The 22,449-nt window shown below is 50.9% G+C and carries 24 protein-coding genes; 15 read left to right on the forward strand and 9 right to left on the reverse strand.

Annotated elements, in window-relative coordinates:
- Positions 1 to 117: 117 nt before the first annotated feature.
- The 5 genes from AAZR23_RS04065 (at position 118) to AAZR23_RS04085 (ending at position 4,776) form a co-directional block, all read left to right on the forward strand.
- Complete coding sequence (locus AAZR23_RS04065; RefSeq protein ID WP_046892274.1) at positions 118 to 615, forward strand: GAF domain-containing protein; 498 nt, start codon at positions 118 to 120, stop codon at positions 613 to 615.
- A 95-nt stretch (positions 616 to 710) separates the two neighbouring features.
- Entirely contained in the window at positions 711 to 1,403 is a 693-nt protein-coding gene (gene proQ / locus AAZR23_RS04070) for an RNA chaperone ProQ (protein WP_052927446.1), read from the forward strand.
- A gap of 18 nt (positions 1,404 to 1,421) precedes the next feature.
- Entirely contained in the window at positions 1,422 to 3,467 is a 2,046-nt protein-coding gene (prc, locus tag AAZR23_RS04075) for a carboxy terminal-processing peptidase (RefSeq protein ID WP_107679811.1), read from the forward strand.
- Between the two features lie 443 nt (positions 3,468 to 3,910).
- Entirely contained in the window at positions 3,911 to 4,426 is a 516-nt protein-coding gene (locus tag AAZR23_RS04080) for a methylated-DNA--[protein]-cysteine S-methyltransferase (RefSeq protein ID WP_434690681.1), read from the forward strand.
- Entirely contained in the window at positions 4,423 to 4,776 is a 354-nt protein-coding gene (locus AAZR23_RS04085) for a DUF488 domain-containing protein (RefSeq protein WP_107679813.1), read from the forward strand. Before AAZR23_RS04080 ends, AAZR23_RS04085 begins: the two co-directional genes overlap by 4 nt.
- Before the next feature lie 156 nt (positions 4,777 to 4,932).
- On the opposite strand, the gene hemB is transcribed toward AAZR23_RS04085, so the two are convergent.
- Complete coding sequence (hemB, locus tag AAZR23_RS04090; protein ID WP_046892269.1) at positions 4,933 to 5,907, reverse strand: porphobilinogen synthase; 975 nt, start codon at positions 5,905 to 5,907, stop codon at positions 4,933 to 4,935.
- A gap of 741 nt (positions 5,908 to 6,648) precedes the next feature.
- Here hemB and AAZR23_RS04095 point away from each other — a divergent pair.
- Both AAZR23_RS04095 and AAZR23_RS04100 read left to right on the forward strand, forming a co-directional pair.
- The gene (locus tag AAZR23_RS04095) at positions 6,649 to 9,321 is read left to right on the forward strand and encodes a DUF2339 domain-containing protein (RefSeq protein ID WP_434690683.1); all 2,673 of its coding nucleotides are present in this window, start codon (positions 6,649 to 6,651) and stop codon (positions 9,319 to 9,321) included.
- On the forward strand, positions 9,318 to 10,766 hold the full coding sequence (locus AAZR23_RS04100; protein ID WP_434690686.1) for a DUF3999 domain-containing protein: 1,449 nt from the start codon (positions 9,318 to 9,320) through the stop codon (positions 10,764 to 10,766). Before AAZR23_RS04095 ends, AAZR23_RS04100 begins: the two co-directional genes overlap by 4 nt.
- 186 nt (positions 10,767 to 10,952) lie before the next feature.
- On the opposite strand, the gene AAZR23_RS04105 is transcribed toward AAZR23_RS04100, so the two are convergent.
- Complete coding sequence (locus AAZR23_RS04105) at positions 10,953 to 11,174, reverse strand: DUF2594 family protein (RefSeq protein ID WP_046892266.1); 222 nt, start codon at positions 11,172 to 11,174, stop codon at positions 10,953 to 10,955.
- 154 nt (positions 11,175 to 11,328) lie between these two features.
- Between AAZR23_RS04105 and AAZR23_RS04110 the strand changes: the two genes are divergently transcribed.
- The 3 genes from AAZR23_RS04110 (at position 11,329) to AAZR23_RS04120 (ending at position 13,294) form a co-directional block, all read left to right on the forward strand.
- Positions 11,329 to 12,192: an NAD(P)H-hydrate dehydratase gene (locus AAZR23_RS04110; protein WP_218428168.1), complete on the forward strand. Its 864-nt coding sequence runs from the start codon at positions 11,329 to 11,331 to the stop codon at positions 12,190 to 12,192.
- A gap of 78 nt (positions 12,193 to 12,270) precedes the next feature.
- The gene (locus AAZR23_RS04115) at positions 12,271 to 12,699 is read left to right on the forward strand and encodes a universal stress protein (RefSeq protein WP_046892264.1); all 429 of its coding nucleotides are present in this window, start codon (positions 12,271 to 12,273) and stop codon (positions 12,697 to 12,699) included.
- Positions 12,700 to 12,856: 157 nt separating this feature from the next.
- Positions 12,857 to 13,294: a universal stress protein gene (locus AAZR23_RS04120; RefSeq protein ID WP_052927453.1), complete on the forward strand. Its 438-nt coding sequence runs from the start codon at positions 12,857 to 12,859 to the stop codon at positions 13,292 to 13,294.
- Positions 13,295 to 13,352: 58 nt separating this feature from the next.
- Here the strand turns inward: AAZR23_RS04120 and AAZR23_RS04125 are convergent, their stop codons facing one another.
- Positions 13,353 to 13,646: a DUF5339 domain-containing protein gene (locus tag AAZR23_RS04125; RefSeq protein WP_046892262.1), complete on the reverse strand. Its 294-nt coding sequence runs from the start codon at positions 13,644 to 13,646 to the stop codon at positions 13,353 to 13,355.
- 257 nt (positions 13,647 to 13,903) lie between these two features.
- Here AAZR23_RS04125 and AAZR23_RS04130 point away from each other — a divergent pair, with 257 nt between their 5' ends.
- Positions 13,904 to 14,314, forward strand: coding sequence for a hypothetical protein (locus AAZR23_RS04130; protein ID WP_434690692.1), 411 nt, complete (start codon positions 13,904 to 13,906; stop codon positions 14,312 to 14,314).
- A gap of 26 nt (positions 14,315 to 14,340) precedes the next feature.
- Here the strand turns inward: AAZR23_RS04130 and AAZR23_RS04135 are convergent, their stop codons facing one another.
- Positions 14,341 to 15,063, reverse strand: coding sequence for a TetR/AcrR family transcriptional regulator (locus AAZR23_RS04135; RefSeq protein ID WP_080947947.1), 723 nt, complete (start codon positions 15,061 to 15,063; stop codon positions 14,341 to 14,343).
- Positions 15,064 to 15,184: 121 nt separating this feature from the next.
- Between AAZR23_RS04135 and AAZR23_RS04140 the strand changes: the two genes are divergently transcribed.
- Entirely contained in the window at positions 15,185 to 15,973 is a 789-nt protein-coding gene (locus tag AAZR23_RS04140; protein ID WP_046892259.1) for a threonine/serine ThrE exporter family protein, read from the forward strand.
- Entirely contained in the window at positions 15,973 to 16,446 is a 474-nt protein-coding gene (locus AAZR23_RS04145) for a threonine/serine exporter (protein ID WP_247716798.1), read from the forward strand. Before AAZR23_RS04140 ends, AAZR23_RS04145 begins: the two co-directional genes overlap by 1 nt.
- On the opposite strand, the gene AAZR23_RS04150 is transcribed toward AAZR23_RS04145, so the two are convergent.
- Positions 16,443 to 16,616, reverse strand: a complete 174-nt coding sequence (locus tag AAZR23_RS04150) for a hypothetical protein (protein ID WP_166707674.1) — start codon at positions 16,614 to 16,616, stop codon at positions 16,443 to 16,445. The two genes, AAZR23_RS04145 and AAZR23_RS04150, sit on opposite strands and share 4 nt — an antisense overlap.
- Positions 16,617 to 16,795: 179 nt before the next feature.
- On the opposite strand from AAZR23_RS04150, the gene AAZR23_RS04155 reads away from it, so the two are divergent.
- Together AAZR23_RS04155 and phoH are read left to right on the forward strand one after the other, a co-directional pair.
- Positions 16,796 to 17,794, forward strand: coding sequence for an endonuclease (locus AAZR23_RS04155; protein WP_434690697.1), 999 nt, complete (start codon positions 16,796 to 16,798; stop codon positions 17,792 to 17,794).
- Between the two features lie 310 nt (positions 17,795 to 18,104).
- Entirely contained in the window at positions 18,105 to 18,890 is a 786-nt protein-coding gene (phoH, locus tag AAZR23_RS04160; protein WP_107679824.1) for a phosphate starvation-inducible protein PhoH, read from the forward strand.
- A gap of 43 nt (positions 18,891 to 18,933) precedes the next feature.
- Here phoH and AAZR23_RS04165 read toward each other — a convergent pair whose 3' ends face one another.
- The 4 genes from AAZR23_RS04165 to AAZR23_RS04180 form a co-directional block, all read right to left on the reverse strand.
- Entirely contained in the window at positions 18,934 to 19,758 is an 825-nt protein-coding gene (locus tag AAZR23_RS04165; protein ID WP_166707677.1) for a siderophore-interacting protein, read from the reverse strand.
- A 200-nt stretch (positions 19,759 to 19,958) separates the two neighbouring features.
- On the reverse strand, positions 19,959 to 20,114 hold the full coding sequence (locus AAZR23_RS04170; RefSeq protein WP_072056843.1) for a DUF2474 domain-containing protein: 156 nt from the start codon (positions 20,112 to 20,114) through the stop codon (positions 19,959 to 19,961).
- Positions 20,095 to 21,102, reverse strand: coding sequence for a cytochrome d ubiquinol oxidase subunit II (cydB, locus tag AAZR23_RS04175; protein ID WP_434690701.1), 1,008 nt, complete (start codon positions 21,100 to 21,102; stop codon positions 20,095 to 20,097). Before cydB ends, AAZR23_RS04170 begins: the two co-directional genes overlap by 20 nt.
- Positions 21,092 to 22,432, reverse strand: coding sequence for a cytochrome ubiquinol oxidase subunit I (locus tag AAZR23_RS04180; protein ID WP_054423600.1), 1,341 nt, complete (start codon positions 22,430 to 22,432; stop codon positions 21,092 to 21,094). Before AAZR23_RS04180 ends, cydB begins: the two co-directional genes overlap by 11 nt.
- Positions 22,433 to 22,449 lie beyond the last annotated feature (17 nt).

Here is a 22,449-nt window from a genome sequence, read left to right on the forward strand (position 1 = left end):
CTTATTCCCGGAAAATGTGAAAGGATTTGTAATTATTCCTATAGGGCTGCCTTGTTATTTGATATAAATTAAACATTACTTTAACCGGATATTTAACCCGTAACTGTAGTGTGACACATGAACAAACTCGCGTTTTATCAGGATTTAACCCGCCGTTTAACATCGCTCATCAGTGATGAGAAGGATGTCATCGCAACACTGTCCAATGTCAGTGCTGTCCTGTTTGATGAACTGGAACAGATAAACTGGGCCGGATTCTATCTTCTCCAGGGTGATACCCTTGTGCTGGGACCGTTTCAGGGCAAAGTCGCCTGTGTCCGTATTCCTGCGGGGCGGGGTGTCTGCGGAACGGCGGTTGCGCAGGGACGGGTCATCCGTGTGGATGATGTGCATGATTTCGCCGGACATATTGCCTGTGATTCGGCCAGTAACTCAGAAATCGTGTTGCCGCTTATCGTAAATGGTCAGATTATCGGCGTGCTGGATATCGACAGCCCGATTTTTAATCGTTTTGATAATAATGATGAAATTGGTCTCAAAGCCTTGAATGACGCGCTCTGCGCACATCTTGCAACGTGCTTTATGCCGAAATATCGTGAAATGATCGCAAGTTAGGCCTCCGAGAGCATAGCATTTGTCTGCAACACTATTATAATGACGCCTGTTCATGCCTGCTGGTTGGCAAAGCACCGTTGTAATCAGGAAAATTCATGGAAAATCAACCCAAGTTGAATAGCAGTAAAGAAATTATTTCATTTTTGGCTCAGCGCTTCCCGCAATGTTTTGTGGCAGAAGGCGAAGCCCGTCCGCTGAAAATCGGCATCTTCCGCGATATCGTCAGTCGTATCACTGAAGAAGATGGTATCAGTAAAACACAGTTACGTACCGCACTGCGGATGTACACCTCAAGCTGGCGCTACCTGTACGGCGTTAAAGAAGGGGCTAAACGTGTTGATCTGGATGGTAACGATTGCGGCGATCTGGAAGCGGAACATGTTGAACATGCCCGTACCCAGTTAACGGAAGCTAAAGCCAGAGTCCAGGCACAGCGCGCGCAGAAACGTGAGCAGGAAGGCGGGAAAAAACCGCGTCAGGCAGATAAAGCTGCCGCTGACTCCCGCAGCAGCCGTACGGACAAGCCTAAAGCACCGCGTACCGGCAAAGCTCAGTCGCCAAAATCCGCTGACGCACCACGTAAACCACGTGCACCCCGTCCCGAATCTCAGTCTGAACTGACACCAATTACTGATATTCAGGCACTGAAGGTTGGACAGCAACTGAAAGTGACAGTCGGTTCCGGCGTTATGGATGCGCAGGTTCTCGAGATCACCAAAGACGGTGTACGTGTTCAGCTGCCTTCAGGGTTGGCAATGATCGTGCGTGCGGAACACTTAAAATTCTGATACGGAGTCAACCGAGGCATGAACAAATTTTTACCCCTGGCGTTGCTCATCGGATTCAGTTTAACCGGCAATACGATGGCAAAAACCGGCACCACTGCGCTGCCGGATGTCAAAATCAGCCAGTTACCGGATACTCAGCAGGCACCGGAGCACTCCACGGTCAGTGAGCGTGTGACATCCCGGTTTCTGCACTCCCATTACCGCCAGTTTCAGCTGGACCCGGAATTTTCAGCGAAAATCCTGGAACGCTATCTGAATCTGCTGGATTACAGCCATAACGTCTTTTTAGCGTCTGATGTGGCGAAATTCAGCAAAAATAAAGCAGATGTCGGCAACTATCTCCGCAAAGGGGAGTTACAGCCGTTATATGATCTGTTTAATTTGTCACAAAAACGCCGTTTTGAGCGCTTTCAGTATGCGCTGAACCGCCTGAAACAGCCGATGAATTTTGACGGCGATGATGTCATTGATGTGGACCGCAGCAAAGCACCGTGGCCGCAGACAGAAGCCGAGCTGGACAAACTGTGGGATGCCAAAGTCAAATATGACTGGCTGACCCTGAAACTGTCCGGCAAAGATGACAACGAAATCAAAGAAACTCTCACCAAGCGCTATACCTATGCTCTTAAGCGTCTGACTCAGACCAAAAGTGAGGATGTCTTTCAGCTGATCATGACCGCGTTTGCCCGCGAGATCGATCCGCACACCAGTTACCTCTCCCCGCGCAATACCGAGCAGTTTAACTCTGAAATGAGCCTGTCTCTGGAAGGCATCGGTGCCGTGCTGCGGATGGATGATGATTATACGGTGATTAATTCACTGGTCGCCGGTGGTCCTGCGCTGAAGAGCAAGGAACTGGCGGTCGGGGATAAAATTCTGGCTGTCGGCCAGACCGGAAAGCCGATGGTGGATGTGGTCGGCTGGCGTCTGGATGACGTGGTATCACAAATCAAAGGTGCCAAAGGCAGTAAAGTCCGCCTCGAAGTGCTGGGTGATACCAAAGGTGCCAAACCGCGTATTGTCACCCTGACCCGTGAGCAGATCCGCCTGGAAGACAGAGCGGTGAAAATGACCATCAAACAGGTCGGTGACCAGAAGGTCGCGGTGCTCAATATTCCGGGCTTCTATGTGGGTCTGACCAATGACACCAAAACCCAACTGCAGAAACTGGCGAAAGAGAAAGTGGATGCGGTGATTATCGACCTGCGCGGTAACGGCGGTGGTGCACTGACTGAAGCGGTGGATCTGTCCGGTCTGTTTATCACCAGTGGTCCGGTGGTACAGGTGCGGGATAATAACGGCCGTGTCCGTGAAGATGCTGACAGCGATGATGTCATTTACTACAAAGGTCCGCTGGTGGTGATGGTTGACCGCCTGAGTGCCTCCGCGTCTGAGATTTTCGCGGCAGCGATGCAGGATTACGGCCGTGCACTGATTGTCGGTGAACCGACCTTCGGTAAAGGAACTGTGCAGCAGCACCGTCCGGTCAGCCGGATTTACGATCAGATGCTGCGCCCGGAATGGCCGGATTTAGGTTCTGTGCAATATACCATCCAGAAATTCTACCGTATCAACGGCGGCAGTACCCAGCGTAAAGGGGTGACCCCGGATATCATTATGCCGACCGGCTTTGATAACGACGATATCGGTGAAAGTTTTGAGGATAATGCACTGCCGTGGGACAGCATTGCCCCGGCGGAGTATTCACAGACTGATATTATCCGTAAAGCGGTACCTGAACTGGCACAGAAATATCAGGAACGTTCAAAAGCCGATCCGGAATTCGGATATATTTATGAAGATCTGACCCGGTTTAAGGCGAATAAACCAACACAGTATATTATCTCTCTGAATTACGCGAAGCGTGATAAAGAAGATAAAGAACTGGAAGGGATCAGACTGAAACGGATTAATGAACGTTATGCCCGTGAAGGTAAGAAACCGCTGGCGAATCTGGAGGCACTGCCGAAAGATTACGAAGGACCGGATGCGTATCTTGATGAAACCGTTAAGATTGCCGCTGACCTGGCCAAAGTGCCTGATATCGCAAAAAGCGCACAATAAACCGTTAGTTGCGGAATAACATAAATAAAAAAATCGACAGCATTTAAGCTGTCGATTTTTTTTGTGCCGCATAAATAACAGCGGCACCGGCAATTTGTCGCGTCTTAATTAAAAGAAGTGCGGTACAGAAATTGTCATAACTGCAGTGGTAATACGATCGAAAGTTGTTTTTGTGGATTTAATTAATTTAGCCATAACAATTCCTCCATTATTTCTGAAAATAATGTTCAATACTCAGGTGAACGTGTTTATCTGTTAATCTAAACTGGTACAGTTAATGTGCTGTATCGTTGGGATGTACTTTACTCATTAGTGTGAGTTCAATCAAGTTTTCACTAAAAAGAAGTTGAGCATAATAAAATCAATTTTAACTCAAAAAACAGACAGTTTCGTAAAGAAAACAGTACACCTTCTAACGGTACACGAAAAACAAAGGAACTCTGATGATATATCGTACACAAATCAGCACAGTATTGGGTGATATGTCGGCAGCAGCAACGGAGCAGGGTATCTGTTTTCTGGAATTTACTGAGGACAACCGTCGCGAAGATACCTTGCAGCTGGTTTCGTCCAGGCTGAAAATGGCGGTGAAAGACGGAAGTCATCCTCATCTGACACTGCTGGATACACAATTGCAGGGCTATTTTGCCGGTAAACTGACGGAATTTACGGTTCCGCTGGTGCTGCCGGGAACGCCTTTTCAGCAAAAAGTCTGGGATGCTTTACTGTCCGTGCCGTTTGGCTGTACGGTTACTTACAGTATGCTGGCTGAGTCGTTATCCTGCCCGCGTGCTGTCCGGGCTGTCGGCCGGGCAAACGGCATGAATCCGGTTTCAGTACTGGTGCCGTGTCACCGTGTTACCGGCAAAAATGGTGAGCTGACCGGCTATGCCGGAGGAACTGAACGTAAAGCCTGGTTACTGACTCATGAAAAACAGATTAAAGGAGCCGCAATATGATTTTCTGCAAACGGGTTTATGATGAGGTCGCGGAAAGTGATGGTTACCGTGTGCTGGTTGACCGGCTGTGGCCGCGCGGCATTAAAAAAACCGATCTGAATTATGATGAATGGAATAAGGATGTTGCGCCGGATACCGATTTACGCAAGTGGTTCCACGCTAACAGCGATCAGTTTTCTGAGTTTGAACGGCGTTACCGCGAAGAACTGGACAGCAGACCGCAGGGATGGCAACCGTTGCTGGACAGAGCCGCGCAGGGTAATCTGACACTGCTGTTTGCGGCAAAAGATAAAGAGCACAATCAGGCGAAAGTGCTGAAAGCGTATCTGGAAGAAAAAAATAAGAAGTGAGGTCTGTAAGTCCGGAGTTTACGCCTGCCGGCAACGGGCAAAACGAAAAGTCGCTGTAAACACATCCGTGTGCGCTCAGGCGCGTCATCCGTGACGCGCATGCTTTTCGTTGACCTGCCCGTTACCACAGGCTAATCAGCATAAGCTTTTACACAATCAGCTCAGGATCTTATTTTCTGCCAGACTCAGGGCAAAATAACTGAAGATTAAATCGGCTCCGGCGCGCTTGATTGAGCCCAGTGTTTCCAGTGCCACGCGGGTTTCATCAATAGCACCGGCCTGTGCGGCCAGTTTGATCATCGCATATTCACCGCTCACCTGATAGGCGGCCAGCGGCAGGTTTGAACGCTCGCGTACATCACGCAGAATATCCAGGTAAGCGCCGGCCGGTTTCACCATCAGCATATCGGCACCTTCCTGCTCATCAATCAGTGATTCACGGATGGCTTCACGGCGGTTCATCGGATCCATCTGATAGGTTTTGCGATCACCTTTCAGGCAGGAGCCGGCGGCATCACGGAACGGGCCGTAAAGGGCAGAGGCAAATTTGGTGGAGTAGGAGACAATCCCGGTCTGATGGAACCCGGCGGCATCCAGAGCCAGACGGATCGCCCGTACCTGGCCGTCCTGAGCAGCAGAAGGAGCGATAAAATCAGCACCCGCCTGTGCGGCAATTACCGCCTGCAACCCGAGATTATGCAGTGTTTCGTCGTTGTCCACCACGCCGTCATGGACCACGCCGCAGTGCCCGTGGCTGGTGTATTCACAGAAACAGGTGTCGGACATCACGACCATTTCAGGTACCGTCTCTTTACAGATACGGGACATCCGGGCAACCAGTCCGTCTTCCGCCCAGGCATCACTGCCGGTCGCATCCAGATGATGAGATACGCCGAACGTCATAACGGATTTGATACCGGCTTTGGCGATCCGCTCGATTTCATAAGCAAGACGCTTTTCCGGAATGCGCATAACGCCCGGCATACTGTCGATGGCTTTATAGTCATCGGCACCTTCCTCGACAAAAATCGGTAACGCGAGATCATTGAGGCTTAATGAGGTTTCCCGGAACAGATCACGCATCTGCGGGGTCTGACGAATTCTTCTGAGACGCTGGATGTCATGTTGCATAACGACAGTTGCTCCTTATTTCATAAAAAATAATGCGGTCAGTATAAACCTTTCGGTGCAGGATGGGGTACAGCGCAGAAAAAAATAAGGCTCCGCAGAGGGAGCCTGAAACGATGTGCGTTTATCTTCAGAATATAATACGGGCGATTTTATTGAGCTCTGAGATAAAACGTCTGATATTTTTTATTGCAGGTAACATAATTGCGTTCTTGTTTATTGCGTTCTCACAATTCGATGACATAACTGTAGCACTTTGTTGATGAGAGTCAACCTTTGTCACAAATTAAATTTAACATTTCAACTAAATTTGATTTGGAGCGATAAGACTCGAAAATGCTGACCGGCATTATCCGAATTCAGAGACGGTTCCGGTAAAATGCGACCACACAGAAGGACGCAGTGACATTATCTAACTCTTTTAAGAAACGGGCTAAAAATCGCATAATGAGTGTCCTTATATTGTTGTGATCAGTATCTCAAAATTGCCTCTTTTTGTGATAACAGTCAATATTTAAAATCCGAAAAAATGATTTTTAGTTAAAACATATACGAAACCGGGGTACCTGCCGCTATTAGTGGTGTTTTAACAACGCATTAACGGGATAAAACAGCATTTTATGGTATTTGTCAGCTATCCGTATTTATTCGCCGGATTTTTAGCAGCATAACAGGCAGTATGTGAGATAACGGAAATTAAAAATTGTCTACACTGTAAGTTAAAGACTGAAAAACAGGATAAACATGGATTCATTACTCTTCTGGGGTTTTGTGCTGGCGGCGCTCATTGTGGTGACGCCGTTTATTGCTGTTGCGGCGCTGAGGCGCACAACGCAGCTGAGAATGCAGGTCAGTATTCTGACAGAGGAAACGGAATCACTGCGCAGGGAGCTGGATGCACTGACCGGTGGTCATCCGGTGGTAAATACTGACGTTCAGTCTGCTGCGTTGTCTGACGTTGTCACGGTGATGCCGGAACCGGTTGTATACGATGAACCGGAACCTGATCCCGGCCCGGAGCCTGTTATTATACCATTACCGGCCGGTACTGCGGATACGGCGCGGAAAAGCCCGGCTGCCGGTATTATTGAATGGCTGCTTAATGGTAATCTCCCGGCTAAAACCGGTATTCTGCTGCTGTTTATCGGTCTCTCATATCTGCTGAAATTCAGTATCGAAAATAATATCCTGACACCGGAAGTCCGCCTGATTGGCTCGGCAATTTTGTCCGTGACGCTCTTTGTTGTCGGCTGGTGTGTCCGCCATAAAAACCGGCTGTACAGCCTGATAGTTCAGGGCGGCAGCCTCGGTGCGTTTTATATCACGATATTTGCCGCTTATAAGCTCTACCAGTTCCTGCCGCTGGCGTTTGCACTGGCGCTGATGGTCATTATCTGTCTGGCGTCTGTTTTCTTTGCTGTTATACAAAACGCGGTCAGTCTGGCCGTTCTGGCGGTGATCGGCGGTTACGCGGCTCCGGTGCTGCTCTCCACCGGCAGTGGTAACTATATCGCGCTGTTCTCTTATTATCTGATGCTTTCCGTCTCGATTCTGGTGATGAACTACTGGCAGGGCTGGCGGGTTCTGAATATTGTCGGTTTCACCTTTACGTTTGTGGTCGGTGTGCTTTGGGGCGTGGAAAATTACCGTCCGGAATTTTATCTGAGCTGCCAGATCTTCATTATTCTGAACCTGGTGATCTACGGGCTGATGACCCAGCAGTATGCCCGCCATCATGTCCTGACTGACAACGGACGAAAACAGCTGATGGTGGATTCGGTGCTGTTGTTCGCACCGCCGGTACTGGCGTTTTCACTGCAATATGCCATTACAGAACCGTTTTATCTCGGTACGGCAATCTCGTCCCTTGCTTTCGGGCTGCTCTATCTGCTGCTGACGGTGGTCAGCCTGCGCCGTTTCCGGGCGGACGGGCAACGTCTGTCTCTCGGGTTTCTGCTGCTCAGTATCGGTTTTATCTCGCTGGCGGTGCCGATGGCGCTGTCACCACAATGGACGTCAATGGCGTGGACGATTGAGGGGCTGGCGATCCTGTGGTTTGCCTGTCTGCAAAAACAGCGGATTGTCGGCTGGAGTGCCACCGGACTGGTGCTGCTCGGGTTTGCCTCTCTGCTCTACAGCATGGACTTCATATACTGGTCAGAACAAACGACCTGGATGTATATCTTCCAGTGGGGCGGGCTGCTGGTTGCCGGGGCGCTTCATCACCATTTCCGCCTGATGCCGCGCAGCAAACTGATTTCCGGGCTGCTGATTATCCCTGCAATGATTACCTGGCTCTCCTGGCTGTGGATTCTGCCGTGGTTATCACCGGCGGGGAAATTACTGTCCGGTGAGGAGTATGTACTGACCGGGCTTGTGATCTCCGTCTGGAGCTGGTTCTTCCTGGCCCGGAAAGTACAGTGGACTCAATTGTATTACTGCATCAGCGCGCTGTGGATAGTGAGTCTGCTGATGCTGTGCGGTTATATTTCTGCCGGGATACATCCGGCCGGGTCACTGTACGGCGGCTTTATCTGGCTGCTGGTCATCAGCACGATGATTGCATTGATCCGGCTGCTGCCGGAACAGGCACCACGGGTTGTCAGCAATCTGATGCACGGTGCAACACTCTGGACACTGATCGGCCTGCTGATCACTGAAGTCTTGTGGGCGGAAGCACAATTGCCGTGGGGTATGGAAGAGTGGGCTTACTTTATTGCGATGCTGGCAGTATGCGGCGTATTTTTCGTGCTGTATGCCATGCAGCGCCTGCGGTGGCCGCCGCTGGATAATCACGGTGCGTTGTACTGGCAGAGTGTGTATCCGCTGGCCGTTCTGCTGGGAATGGGATTATTTGCCGGAAATATGCAGGATGGTCAGTTATCACTCTGGCAATATGTCCCGCTGCTGAATCCGCTGGATGAAGCCGGATTGTTCGGCCTTGCCGCCTTGTGGTGTCTGCGTGATGCCGTGATACGGACCACACCGAAAGTCCGTTTCCGGTCCGATGTGGTCCGTGTGCTTGGTATTATTACCGCCGGGCTGGCTGTCTGGTGGGCGAACGGGATTCTGATCCGTGCTCTGGCCTTTGCGGACGGAACCGCATGGACAACCGCGGCACTGTTACAGTCCCGTCTGATCCAGACCACACTGGCGATTGTCTGGGCACTGACGGCGGTGATCCTGATGACAACTGCCACCCGGCGGCATAAACGCCATTTGTGGGTCGCGGGCGCGGTTATCTTTGCTGTGGTGATCCTCAAACTCTTTGTGGTTGATATGAACCAGAGCAGCGGGCTTGCCAGAGCCGGTGCATTTATCGGGGTGGCACTTCTGATTCTGGTTGTGGGCTATTTCTCGCCGTTACCGCCGAAGACAGGCACTGATATGCAGAATAATAAGGAAAATAACGGATGATCACAGGTAAAAAGACAGCATTTCGCCGCAAATGGCATACCGGAACGGTGCTCCTGGCGGCGGTACTGGCATCAGTGACAATGCTTTCCCGTGCGGAAACCGGGGCTAAGACACTGAATGACTTTAACCAGGGAGCAGAATTACAGCCGGGAACGGAGAATTCGCCATTTTACCGGCTGACAGTTCCGGATAATGTCTGGCTGAACAGTGCATGGCCGGATCTGCGGGATATCCGTATCTTTGACAGCACCGGAACACCGGTGCCGATGTCACTGACGGCGGCAAAGCAGATAAAAGACGAAAGCGCGCGTATCCGTTTCGTTATTTATCCGTTGTCACAAAGCCGTGCGGAAGAGCAGGACGGCAACCGCAAAATCCGTCTGAAAGCGGATAACGGCACAGAACTGACCATCTACAATGATAATGCGGACAGCCTGGTGCGGCCGGCAACCGAAACCTATCTGCTGGTGCCGGATAATAAACAGCAGCTCCCGCTGCCGCTGCGCGAAATCACACTGAACTGGCCGCAGCAGACCGGGAATATGCAGGCCAGAGCATCATTGTTCAGCAGCGATGACAAACAGAACTGGTCTCCGGTGATCCGCGATGTGCCGCTGATGGATCTGAAATCCGGCGATGACACACTGCTGGCACAGCAGATAAAAATCCCGGACTATATCCGCGGTGATGAAAGCAGGGCGAAATACTGGCTGCTTTCCGTGACCGGGGATAACAATCAGGCACCACCGCAGATCACAACAGCGGAAGGAACGGGGTCGCGGACAGTGGAACGCCGGGAGGTTAACCGCTTCGGCTTTACGCCGAAAGCAGACACCGATGGCAGTATGATTTACAGTCTGCCGAATACGCAGAATCTCAGCCGCCTGGATTTTCATATCGACCAGGAAAATACGGTTCTGCCGGTGCGGATAGAATACCGGAGCGGTACAGCGGGAAACTGGTTGCCGCTGGATAACAAAGTGCTTTATTCACTGGTATCGGATGACACAGAAAACCGGAACAGCAGCATCCGGCTGAATGATCTGCCGGTCCGTCAGGTGCGGCTGACGGCGATTAACAGCAGCTGGCGCGATAGCCCGCCTCAGGTTGCCGGGGTGAAATACGCACAATATCTGACCTTTAACGCCCAGGGCTCTGCGCCGTATCTGCTGGTGTGGGGGGCTTATGATGCCGGAGCGGCGTTTTTACCGCTGGCACAGCTTCTGCCGGGTAATTATCTGAATAATCAGGATGCGATTCCGCGGGCGGATGTATCAGAAAAGGTGGTTACGCTGGGCGGTGAAGCGAAGTTACTGCCGGCACCGGAAGCGGCACCGCCGTTTGCCTGGAAAACCTGGCTGTTGTGGGGAGTTCTGGTCGCAGGGGTGGCTGTACTCGGGATATTTGCTGTCCGTCTGCTGAAAGAAGTGAAACCGGATAAGTAATAACAGAACAGTATAAAAAAAGTCCGCACGTTGTATAACAGAATGGTATAACAGCGTGCGGACAGAAACGAAAATAAAAAAGAAAGGGTATTTAGTACAGGAACATTATCCTGACACAAACAACTCATCCTCTCTTTAGCGATTCGTTGCATTATTCCCGGACAGCATTAATTGCCAGGCCGGAAATTATTTCCGGTACTCTGTTTTAATCTGAGCAATGGTATCTTTAAATGTACCGGCCAGATGTTCATCATCAATTTCACTGATCTGACGTTCCATATTGACGATAATACGGCCGGCATCCGCCTGACCCACCGCCTTCAGTAAATATGTCACCAGTGCCTTTAAGCAGGTCACTTCCGCAGCCAGTTTTTCAGTATCGTTTTCTGTTTTAAATGCGTTATTCATGGTTAACCTCAACCGTTATATTTATCGTTCCCGGATATTTCAGCCGCAAAGAATACCAGATCTGCCCGTCACTGCTCTACTTTCTTTTTTAGTTTCCTACTATGCTGATAAACAGGGTGTATTCATTATCCGCTGAAAAAGGCAAAATAATAAGATGAATATTATTGATATCAATGCAATAACCCGTGATTACCCGATGTTAAAGACACCGGGTCCGCAGGACAGCCATAAAGGAACCTTTGGTACACTCGGGATCACCGGCGGTGCGGAGGGAATGACCGGCGCGGTAATTCTGGCCGGGTGTGCGGCACTGAAAACCGGTTGCGGTAAAGTGATCCTGGGATTTAACCAGCCGCAATTACCGGTACCGTTTATTGAAAATGCGCCTGAACTGATGCTGCGGACAGCCCGATCCCCGGCGGATGACCCGGCGGTAACCGCGCAGGTCACCGGCCCCGGTCTGGGGCAAAGTGCAGAGAGCCGCGCACTGGCGGAAGCTGCGTTTATACAGACAGGAAAACCACAGTTGCTGGATGCGGATGCACTGAATATCCTGGCGGTGACGCCGGGTATTGCGCTGGATGATCAGTGCGTGATAACCCCGCATCCTCAGGAAGCCGCCCGGCTGCTGCATACCACGGTGGCGGATATTCAGGCAGATCGCCCGGCCGCAGCGCTGGCACTGGCGGCACAGTATCACTGCTGGGCCGTACTGAAAGGGCATCACAGCCTGATTGCCTCACCGGAAGGCGTGCTGTGGTGTAATCACAGCGGTAACCGAGGGCTGGCGACCGCAGGCAGCGGAGATGTGTTATCCGGCATTATCGGCAGTCTGCTGGCTCAGCGGTTGCCGGTACAGGAAGCCGTGTGCGGCGGGGTCTGGCTGCACGGCGCGGCAGCAGATGAATGTGTGGCTGCCGGTACCGGCCCGGTCGGATTAACCGCCCATGAAATTATTGATTACGTCAGACTGATCCGTAACCGCCTGATAACAAAAACACAGGGTAATAAGAGTTAACGGTATCAATCTCACAGATATTTTCCTCATTGTTCAGTATAGTAATGCCATATCGCATGACTTACCCGAGGAGGCAGTATGTATAATACAATTTTGGTTCCTATTGATATTTCAGAAGAAGAACTGACCAGCAAAGCTGTCCGCCACGCACTCTATCTGGCGAATGAAACAGGGGCTAAGCTGCATATTGTCCATGTCCTGCCTATTTCATCCGCGATTATTAATGCGTATGCGCTGGGTTATATGGAAATAAAAGATAAAGCGACCATCAAAGCGGAAGAAGATATTCATATGCTGATGGATTCTATTGATCTGCCGCCGGAACGTCTTGCTTATACCATTACATTCGGCTCCCCGCGTGATGAAATTATCCAGGCTGCGGAGGAAGTGAAAGCGGATATTATTGTTATCGGTTCCCGCCGTCCGAATATTTCCACCCATCTGCTGGGTTCCACCGCCGGTGGTGTTGTCCGTTATGCCCCGGTATCGGTGATGGTCGTCCGCTGAGTTCAGCACGTCTCTGATATTTCTCCGGTGACCGTCAGTGTCACCGGATATTTTCCTGTCTGTTTCTTCTGAAAAAACATGATGCCGGGCACGGTGGTTTCCGGTTTATTGCCTATACTTAAATCAAATATAACACGGGCTGACAATGAGGGATGGTATGTATAAAACGATATTAGTTCCTATTGATGTGACAGAAGATGTACTGACAAGCAATGCACTGAAACATGCGATTTATCTGGCGAAAATGTCACAGGCGAAACTGATGTTGTTTCACTCTGTGCCGGATATTTCGAAATTCTCGATAAGCTATAACTATCACTATGAATTACTGAATTCATTTGCTGAAAAAGCGGTCGCCCGTTCAAAAGAAGAGCTGAAAGCGATTGCAGAAAAAGTGGATTTGCCGGCGGAACAGATCAGCTATTTTGTGGATTACGGCACCCCGAGAGATAAGGTGCTGGCAAAAGCAAAAGAAATTCATGCGGATTTAATTGTTGTCGGTTCACGGCATCCCAGTATCTCAACGCATCTGCTGGGGTCAACTGCGTCGGGGATTGTGGCACACGCACCGATTTCTGTACTGGTTGTCCGCTGAGTATCATGACAGGAACGGAAAGGTCCGCAAACACGGACCTTTTTTGCAGAAGACAGAATTACTGTTTTTCCATCGATGCTTTGAATTCTTTCAGTGCATCCAGACCTTGCTGACACGCCATGTCCTGAGTCTCTTCCGGCACTGATTTAATCTGTGTTTTCGCTGTTTCCAGCTGTTGTTTCATGGCATTGATCTGTGCTGTTGCATCAGCATCGCCTTTGGCTTCCTGTTCTGCAAGTTTGACCATCGCGTCAATCTCGGTGAAATATTCATCACAGACTTTGCTGGCGTTGGCAGCGAAGGCAGTAACAGAGAACAGGCATCCCAGGGAAATTAGTGTCAGCTTTTTCATTATAGACCTTATGTTGTAGGCAGGAACGGATATGAATAATTAATCAATATGCCCCGAAATATCATGGAATATATATAAGAATAAGATGAATCTCAGAATAACTACTTACTTTTTGCATAAGAATAACATGGCCGGGGATGACTGATCACACAATGAACAATTTGTGCGGATGCAATTGAAACGCATTCTTATTTGTTGACAGGTTATGGACGTGACAATATTGTACCAATGAATACAAAAAAGATTACGGAGTAATTATGTCAGCAGTTAATTTTGTTCATATGGATACCACTGCATTTCCTGTGGTGATAATGCAGTCATTCCCGGAAAATATGGTACAGACAGAACAGTGGGTGAAAGAGCTGGATGCACTGCTGGATAAACAGACACCTTTTGCTTTAATTTATCCGCCGAAAACCGGACCGGAAAAACCGGATACGCAGGAAGATATGGATGCACGGAAGTATGTCCGCCGCTGGCTGAAAACCGGAAAAGAGAAAATGGCGGCATATTGCAGCGTAATGATCCTGACTGTTAACCGGGAAACCGGCGATAAAGCACAACTGGAAAAATTCGCGCCGATGGCCGGTGCCGTTTACGGTGTACCGGTATTTGTGGCGGATGATATGGCTGCGGCACAGGCAAAGGCGGCAGAAGTTACCGCCTGAAGGCAGATGTTAACAGTAACTGCTGTTCATTGGGGTGTTAATTTGTGGCGGAGGTAACAGGCGGTTATCTCCACGGATAACGGCAGTTGCTTTTCAATAAATTCCGCCGTTGGTTTCTTATGCTGATGACTGAAAACCGGCAGATAAAGGTCGGCTTTCAGCATTTCCAGAAAACGGGCGGCAACAGCCAGCAATGTTTCCTCCGACGCGGCAATTCCCGGCAGTGTTTTCAGCCCGGCAGCCAGTTGCTGTGCGGCGCGCAGCGGGCCCGCGCGGTAAAATTGTTCACTGATTTGCGGGAAGCGCTGTGATTCCGCCAGAATCAGCTGATATAAACCGAGTGACTGCGGGTGAACAATACTGTTCAGGTAACGTCTTCCGCTGGTGTATAACAATGTTTCCGCATCGGTGGCTGCTTCCGGTTCTTCCTCTTCATTATCCTCAAAAATTCCGCTGATAAGGTGTTCTATAACCGCCAGAAAAAGCGCTTCTTTCCCGCCGAAAGAGGTATACAGTGTGGAGCGTGAACCGCCGGATTGCTCAATAATCATATCCAGTGTCGTGCCTTCGTAACCATGAAGGATAAAAACATCCGCAGCGGCAGTAAGAATGGCATGACGGCGGCGCTGCCCTTTCGGGGTTAATGGTGACGGGGTTGGTGACATAACAGATACGGGCTCCGGTAACAGTGACAAGCTCTGATTTAACCACGCCGCGCCGGATTGCTCAATAGCCCGTTTCCCTGCCATACTGCAATTACGGTACAGTATGACGATTTATTATCAAACTATTGATCAAACCCAGTGAGTTGTTAATACAAAGAATTAGAATAGCGGGAAAGTCGGACCATCAACGGTTAACGGTAAAACTATGGGGCAGGGGAAAGAGGTGACTCAGGATATGCAGCGGACTATCACCCGTTTGTGTATCGAATGCGGGCTGCTGCTGTTACAGCATGGCGCGGAAAGTATGCTGGTGGAAGAACTGGCGGGGCGGACAGGAAAAGCACTCGGGGCAGATCAGGTGGATTGCGCCATCTCGGCGAATGCCATTGTGCTCACCACGATCATTGACGGGCACTGCCTGACATCCACCCGTAAGGTGGTGGATCGCGGTATCAATATGCATATCGTGACGGAGGTGCAGCATGTGGTGATCCTCGCGGAGCACGGACATCTGGACTGCAAAGGGGTGCAGAAAAAATTCGCGCATATGAAACCGCTGCGCTATCCGCGCTGGGTAATGGTGCTGATGGTGGCACTGTCCTGCGCCTGTTTCTGCAAACTGAATAACGGCGGCTGGGACGGGGCGGTGATTACCTTTGCGGCCAGTGGTTGCGCCATGTATGTCCGTCAGGTGCTGACCGCACGGCATATGAACCCGCTGATTAACTTCTGTTTTACGGCGTTTGTTGCCACGATGGTGGCGGGAATGATGCTGAAAATCCCGCTGTTTTCGGCAACATCCGGTATTGCCATGGCCGCGAGCGTACTGCTGCTGGTTCCGGGGTTCCCGCTGATCAATGCGGTTGCGGATATGTTCAAAGGACATGTTAACACCGGTCTTGCCCGCTGGGCGATGGCCAGTCTGCTTACCCTGGCAACCTGTATCGGTATCTTTACCGCAATTACACTCGGCAGCCTGAGGGACTGGATATGATGACGATATTATCCTTCCTGGCAGCACTGGCACAGGATATGCTGCTGGCGGCGATCCCCGCAGCCGGGTTTGCTATGGTATTCAATGTGCCGAAACGGGCACTGAAATATTGTGCACTGTTGGGGGCAATCGGCCACGGCAGCCGGTTTATCCTGATTGCCGCCGGTTTTGATATTGTCTCCGCCACATTCTGGGCATCGGTTCTGGTCGGGATCATCGGTATTCAGTGGTCCCGCTGGTGGCTGGCACACCCGAAAGTTTTTACGGTGGCGGCCATTATTCCGATGTTTCCGGGAATTAATGCCTATATGGCGATGCTGGCGGTTATTAAACTGTCGCAGTCAGGTTTTACCCCTGAACTGCTGGAAATGCTGGTGAGTAATTTTCTGCGGGCGGCCTTTGTGGTCGGTGCCTTATCCATCGGGCTGTCAGTCCCCGGTTTATGGCTTTACCGCAAGCGTCCGCGTGTTTAACTGATACGGGTCAGATTCAGAATAATGTCCATCACCGGTTTATCGGTCACACTAATCTGAATCTGCACCCGGTTATTGCTCTCCTGCACACGGACATCAACTTCTTCCTCATTATGGGCACAGGCAGTGCCGACTATCTCATCGATCATTTCATCAACCAGCGGATGCATGATTATTCTCCAAAATTATTATTGATGTCAGCAGAGTATAAAGTTTCGGATTAAAACCATTCTGTAAAAAAACGCCCTAAAAAGGCCTTATCCGGCGGATTGGCGGATAAATAAAAGATCTGAGGCGATAATTCCTGCGCAGCGTGGCATAATTGCCCTCCCCGGTATTCTGTTGGCTTATGATTTATATGCATATTTTTCAATCATTTCGTATTTTATTATTTTTATTTTGTGTTATTACGTTTGCCGCCGGTGCTGCAGCACCGGAACGGTTCGACGAGGCAAAAATAGTTGCCCGTGAGAAGGTCTATCACGACCAGAACCGTAATCCGCAGGGAGAGGGTACGCTCTATTGCGGCTGTCAGTGGGACTGGGCCGGAAAATCCGGCGGCCGGGTGGATCTCAGCAGTTGCGGCTATCGTGTGCGGGCACAGGTGACCCGTGCAGAGCGGATTGAGTGGGAGCATATCGTTCCGGCCTGGGTTTTCGGGCATCAGCGTCAGTGCTGGCAGAACGGCGGACGCAAAAACTGTATCAGTGAAGACCCGGTATTCCGCGCCATGGAGGCCGATCTTCACAATCTCGCCCCGTCGGTCGGTGAAGTTAACGGTGATCGCAGTAACTTCCGGTACGGCATCGCCCGCGGTGCCGGTTCACAGAGTTATGGGCAGTGCACCAGCCGGGTGGATTTTAAACAGCGTGTTTTCGAGCCGCGCGATGAAGTCAAAGGTGAGGTGGCGCGGGTCTGGTTTTATATGCATGACCGCTACGACCTGGCAATGTCAGAACAGCAGCAGAAATTACTGATGGTCTGGGACAGCGAATTTCCGCCGTCGGCCGCCGAGCGGGAACGGGATCGCCGTATCAGCGCGGTGACCGGGCAGTCAAACCCGTTTGTGACCGGTGAACGACGCTGGGAACAGGGGCATATCAACAGTGCTGACGGTATTTTTACCCGTTTGCCGTCTGCGCCGGTAACACCGGTGAAAGTACCGCCGAAAGCAGAAAAAAAAGCAGTAGATCAGCGTATCCGCGGTAATCGCAACAGCAGGATTTACCACTTTCCGGATTGCCCCGGCTATAACCGGATCAGCAGTAAAAATATTGAAATGTTCCCGGATGCGGTATCCGCGCAGGCAGCAGGTTACAGCATGGCGAAAAACTGCAAAGCACGCTGATGTGCAGCGGATAACAGAAATGTGGCAAAGATGTTAAATGTCCGCAGATTTTAATTGCTGAAAAGAAAGTATTGTCATTATACTGTCACAAAGTCAGTTTAGTGTTCGCTTTAGTTTGTCATCTGAGGATAACGAATGCGACATACAGACGAACGACAGTACCGGCCGGTGATAAATACCCTGAACAACAGGGCGGATTTATCACCGGCTTTTTTTTATCTGAATGTTCACTCATGGCTTGAGGGGAGCCGCCGGTTGCTAACTCACTGTTTCAGTTATTCCGTCATCATAAATCAACAGGATTAAGATTATGGGCAGACAAAAAGCGGTAGTCAGAGCACGCAAAGAGGCAAAACGAATGAGCCGGAAAGAGTCGCGCAGGGCACGTTTTAATGATGATAATGTGGCGGTATTTATCCCGGCAGGCGGGGTGGAAGCCATCGGTATGGCGCGGGAAAAACGCGATAACAGTACTGTTTTGCCGCGAAATGATGCGCAGGATAAATACATCCGGGCGATAGCCCATAAACAGCTGATTATTGCCAACGGCGAGGCGGGGTGCGGTAAAACCTTTATCAGTACCGCACTGGCGGCAGATGCACTGATTAATAAGGAAATAGAGCGGATTATTGTCACCCGTCCGGTATTACAGGCGGAAGAAGATCTGGGCTTTCTGCCCGGGGATATCAGTGAAAAATTCGCCCCGTATTTCCGGCCGGTATATGACGTTCTGGTGAAACGGATGGGTGCCTCATTTTTGCAGTATTGTCTGCGTCCGGAGATAGGTAAGGTGGAAATTGCGCCGTTTGCCTATATGCGCGGGCGAACCTTTGAGAATGCGGTGGTGATCCTCGATGAGGCGCAAAACGTGACTGTCACACAAATGAAAATGTTTCTGACCAGGATGGGGGAAAATGTGACAGTTATTGTCAATGGCGATGTCAGCCAGTGTGATTTACCGGGCAATGTTCCGTCCGGGCTGGCAGATGCGCTGCGCCGTTTCCGGGATGACGAAATGGTATCAGTGGTATCTTTCACTCAGGATGACTGCGTGCGTTCATCGCTTTGTCTGCGGGCATTACAGGCGTATAACTGATCACAGCGGCTGCGGCAGAGAACCTGCCGCAGCCTGTTTATCATCAGTCGTCAGCATCCATCACATCATGGCGCTGGCGGTGATAACCCTCTTCATCATAACCGAAGCGCCAGTAAGGGATCGCATACATCTGGCTGTGTTCCCCGTTCAGTTCCCGGCGCACATAGCGGCGCAGCTCCCTGACCATCGCATCTTCGCCGGCAATCCAGAACGTACACTCTGTAACATCGGCGACCGGCCAGCTTTTAAACAGTGCGGTGATCTCCGCAGTTTTCTCCGTACCGCCGGTTACCCAGTGCAGGGTGATACCGGCCGGTTTGTTCAGCTCCTGCTGATCCTCAGCATGATCGATACGGATAACCACATTTCCCTGCGCCTCAGCGGGCATTTTTTCCAGCAGTGCGGCAACCGCAGGCAGTGCGGTTAAATCAGCCGCCATATAATAGTGTTTTGCTGCCGGTAACAGCGGATCGGGCCCGCCGGGATTGGTAATCCCGAGATAATCACCCGGTTTGGCGTTTCTCGCGAAATCCACTGCCGGGCCGGCATCATCGTGCATGGCGAATTCAATATCGATTTCTTTCAGTTCAGGACGGATTGCTCGCACCGTATAGGTACGGGCAACCGGACGCGGTTTGTCTTCCGGCCAGACAGGTCCTTTATCTGACAGCACCGGCAGTGCAGGCGGGTTCGGCGCGTCTTTGGCAATAAACAGCTTGAGGTGTCCGCCTTCACAATCCGCCGGATAGGTGTCCAGAGAATCTGCCGTAAAGGTAATTCGGCGCAGATTGGGGGTAACATCGGTAAAGGATTTCACCTGAATAAGACGCGGTGGTGCAGGGCGGTAGATATTTTTTTCCCGGCTCATGCGCAATTCTCCGTTTTATTGTTGTTAGTTTCGTTATATCTATTTCGCGGAGTGTATCAGGAATTTGGAAGAATGGTAATCATTATCAATAAAATTATTAAAAAAAAGCACACCGCATGGGGGTGCGGTGTGCCGGGCAATGCAGCTGTATAAACAGTGCATGAAGTACTGATGAGGTACTTACTGATGAGATATGACGACTATTTTACTTTCATTCCCGCCGCCGTCATTAATAAGCGGAAAAGTGATGAGACTGCAAACAGTGCCAGCACACTGCCTGCCCAGATAGCCAGCATCCAGGCGGTTTTTTTCCACCAGGGTGCCGGTGCGGCAGGATCAGTGGTAGCCCTGGTCATGGGTGATTTTTCCTCTGAAGACATAGTAACTCCACCAGGTATATACCAGGATCACAGGTATGATGAATAAAGCACCAACCAGCATAAAGCTCAGGCTTTCACCGGGGGCGGCGGCCGTTTTGTAATCAATCACCGGCGGAATAATCATCGGCCAGATACTGATACCGAGTCCGGTGAAACCCAGGAAAACCAGACCGAGTGCCGCAAAAAACGGCGTGTAGTGCAGATGGCGGCTGACACTGCGGAACAGCGCAACGACACAGATAAGCACCAGCAGCGGCACCGGCAGGAAGAACAGAATATTCGGGAAACTGAACCAGCGTGCCGCAATGGCGTCATGCGCCAGCGGCGTCCACAGGCTGATCACAGCCAGAACCGCCAGCATTACCAGCGTCAGCGGCTTCAGCACCTTATACATCTGCTGTTGTAAATGGCCTTCTGTTTTCATCACCAGCCAGCCGCAGCCGAGCAGGGCATAGGCGATCACCAGACCGAAACCGCAGAACAGCGGGAACGGCGCCAGCCAGTCAAAGGCACCGCCGGTAAAAGTGCGGTTTGCGACCGGAAAACCTTCAATCACGCTGCCAACGACCACACCCTGAACAAAGGTGGCGATGACTGAGCTGATCAGAAACGCGCGATCCCAGAAATAACGGTGATGTTCATCTGCTTTAAAGCGGAACTCAAAGGCCACGCCACGGAAGATTAACGCCACCAGCATCAGTGTCAGCGGAATGGCGAGCGCATCCAGAATCACGGCATAGGCGAGCGGGAAAGCGCCGAACAGCGCGGCTCCCCCCAGCACCAGCCAGGTTTCGTTACCGTCCCAGACCGGTGCGACACTGTTCATCATCAGATCCCGGTCAGCGTTGCTTTTCACAAAGGGATAGAGAATGCCGATGCCGAGGTCAAATCCGTCCATCACGATATACATCAGTGTGCTGAATATAATAATGACGAACCAAATCAGGGGTAAATCAATGCCCATGAGACACCTCCGGCGCGATACCTTTGCGGATCAGCTTCATCATATAGATATAGCCAATGCCAAACACAGAACCATAAACAGCAAAGAAGATCAGCAGGCTGATACTCATATGCATATCACCATGTGCTGAGACAGCATCAGTCGTGCGCTGCAATCCGTAAACCACCCACGGCTGACGGCCGATTTCAGTCACAAACCAGCCCGCCAGAATGGCAATCAGCCCGGACGGCGCCATCCATAACATAAAGCGCTGGAAAGGACGCGAATCATACAAACGCCCGCGGTAACGCAGCCACAGACTCAGGGCGGCAGCAAGGAGCATCAGCATGCCGAGGCCGACCATCACGCGGAATGACCAGAACACCGCAAACACGTTATCCGGTCTGTCTTCCGGCGGAAATTCAGTCAGTGCAGGTACCTGTTTATCAAGACTGTGTGTCAGGATCAGACTGGCCAGCCCCGGGATCTCCACGGCATAACGGGTTTTTTCCTGTTCATTATCCGGAATCCCGAACAGGATCAGCGGTGTGGCTTCACCGGGTTTATTCTCCCAGTGACCCTCCATCGCCGCCACCTTAACCGGCTGATATTTAAGGGTATTGAGCCCGTGCGCATCACCAATCAGTGCCTGGAGCGGTGCGAGTACCACAATCAGCCACAATGACATGGAAAACATCTTTTTCATGGCTCCGGATTTATTGCCGCGCAGCAGATGCCAGGCCGCAGAGGCGGCAATAAAAAAGGCGGAGGCAAGAAATGCAGCGGTTGTCATATGCAGCAGGCGGTACGGGAACGACGGGTTGAAAATCACGGCAAACCAGTCCACCGGCACGACAACACCGTTGATTACCTCATGCCCCTGCGGGGTCTGCATCCAGCTGTTGGACGCCAGAATCCAGAAAGTGGACATCAGTGTGCCGAGTGCAACCATACAGGTGGCGAAATAGTGCAGCTTTTCACCGACACGGTTCCAGCCGAACAGCATCACGCCGAGAAAACCGGCTTCCAGGAAGAACGCGGTCAGAACTTCATAGGTGAGCAGCGGACCGGTGATTGATCCTGCAAACTCAGAAAAGAAACTCCAGTTGGTACCGAACTGATAGGCCATCACCAGACCGGAGACCACACCCATACCGAAATTCACGGCAAAGATGGCTGACCAGAAATGAAAGAGCTTTTTGTAATCCTCATTGCGGGTTTTCAGCCACATTCCCTCAAGCACCGCCAGAAATGACGCCAGACCGATGGTGATCGCAGGGAAAATGATATGAAACGACACAGTGAAGGCGAACTGAATTCGCGCAAGCTCAAGGGCACTTAACCCAAACATAGTGACCTCTCGTTGTT

Source organism: Morganella sp. Je.2.23 (genome assembly GCF_051129855.1).
GTDB classification, from domain to species: Bacteria; Pseudomonadota; Gammaproteobacteria; order Enterobacterales; family Enterobacteriaceae; genus Morganella; species Morganella sibonii.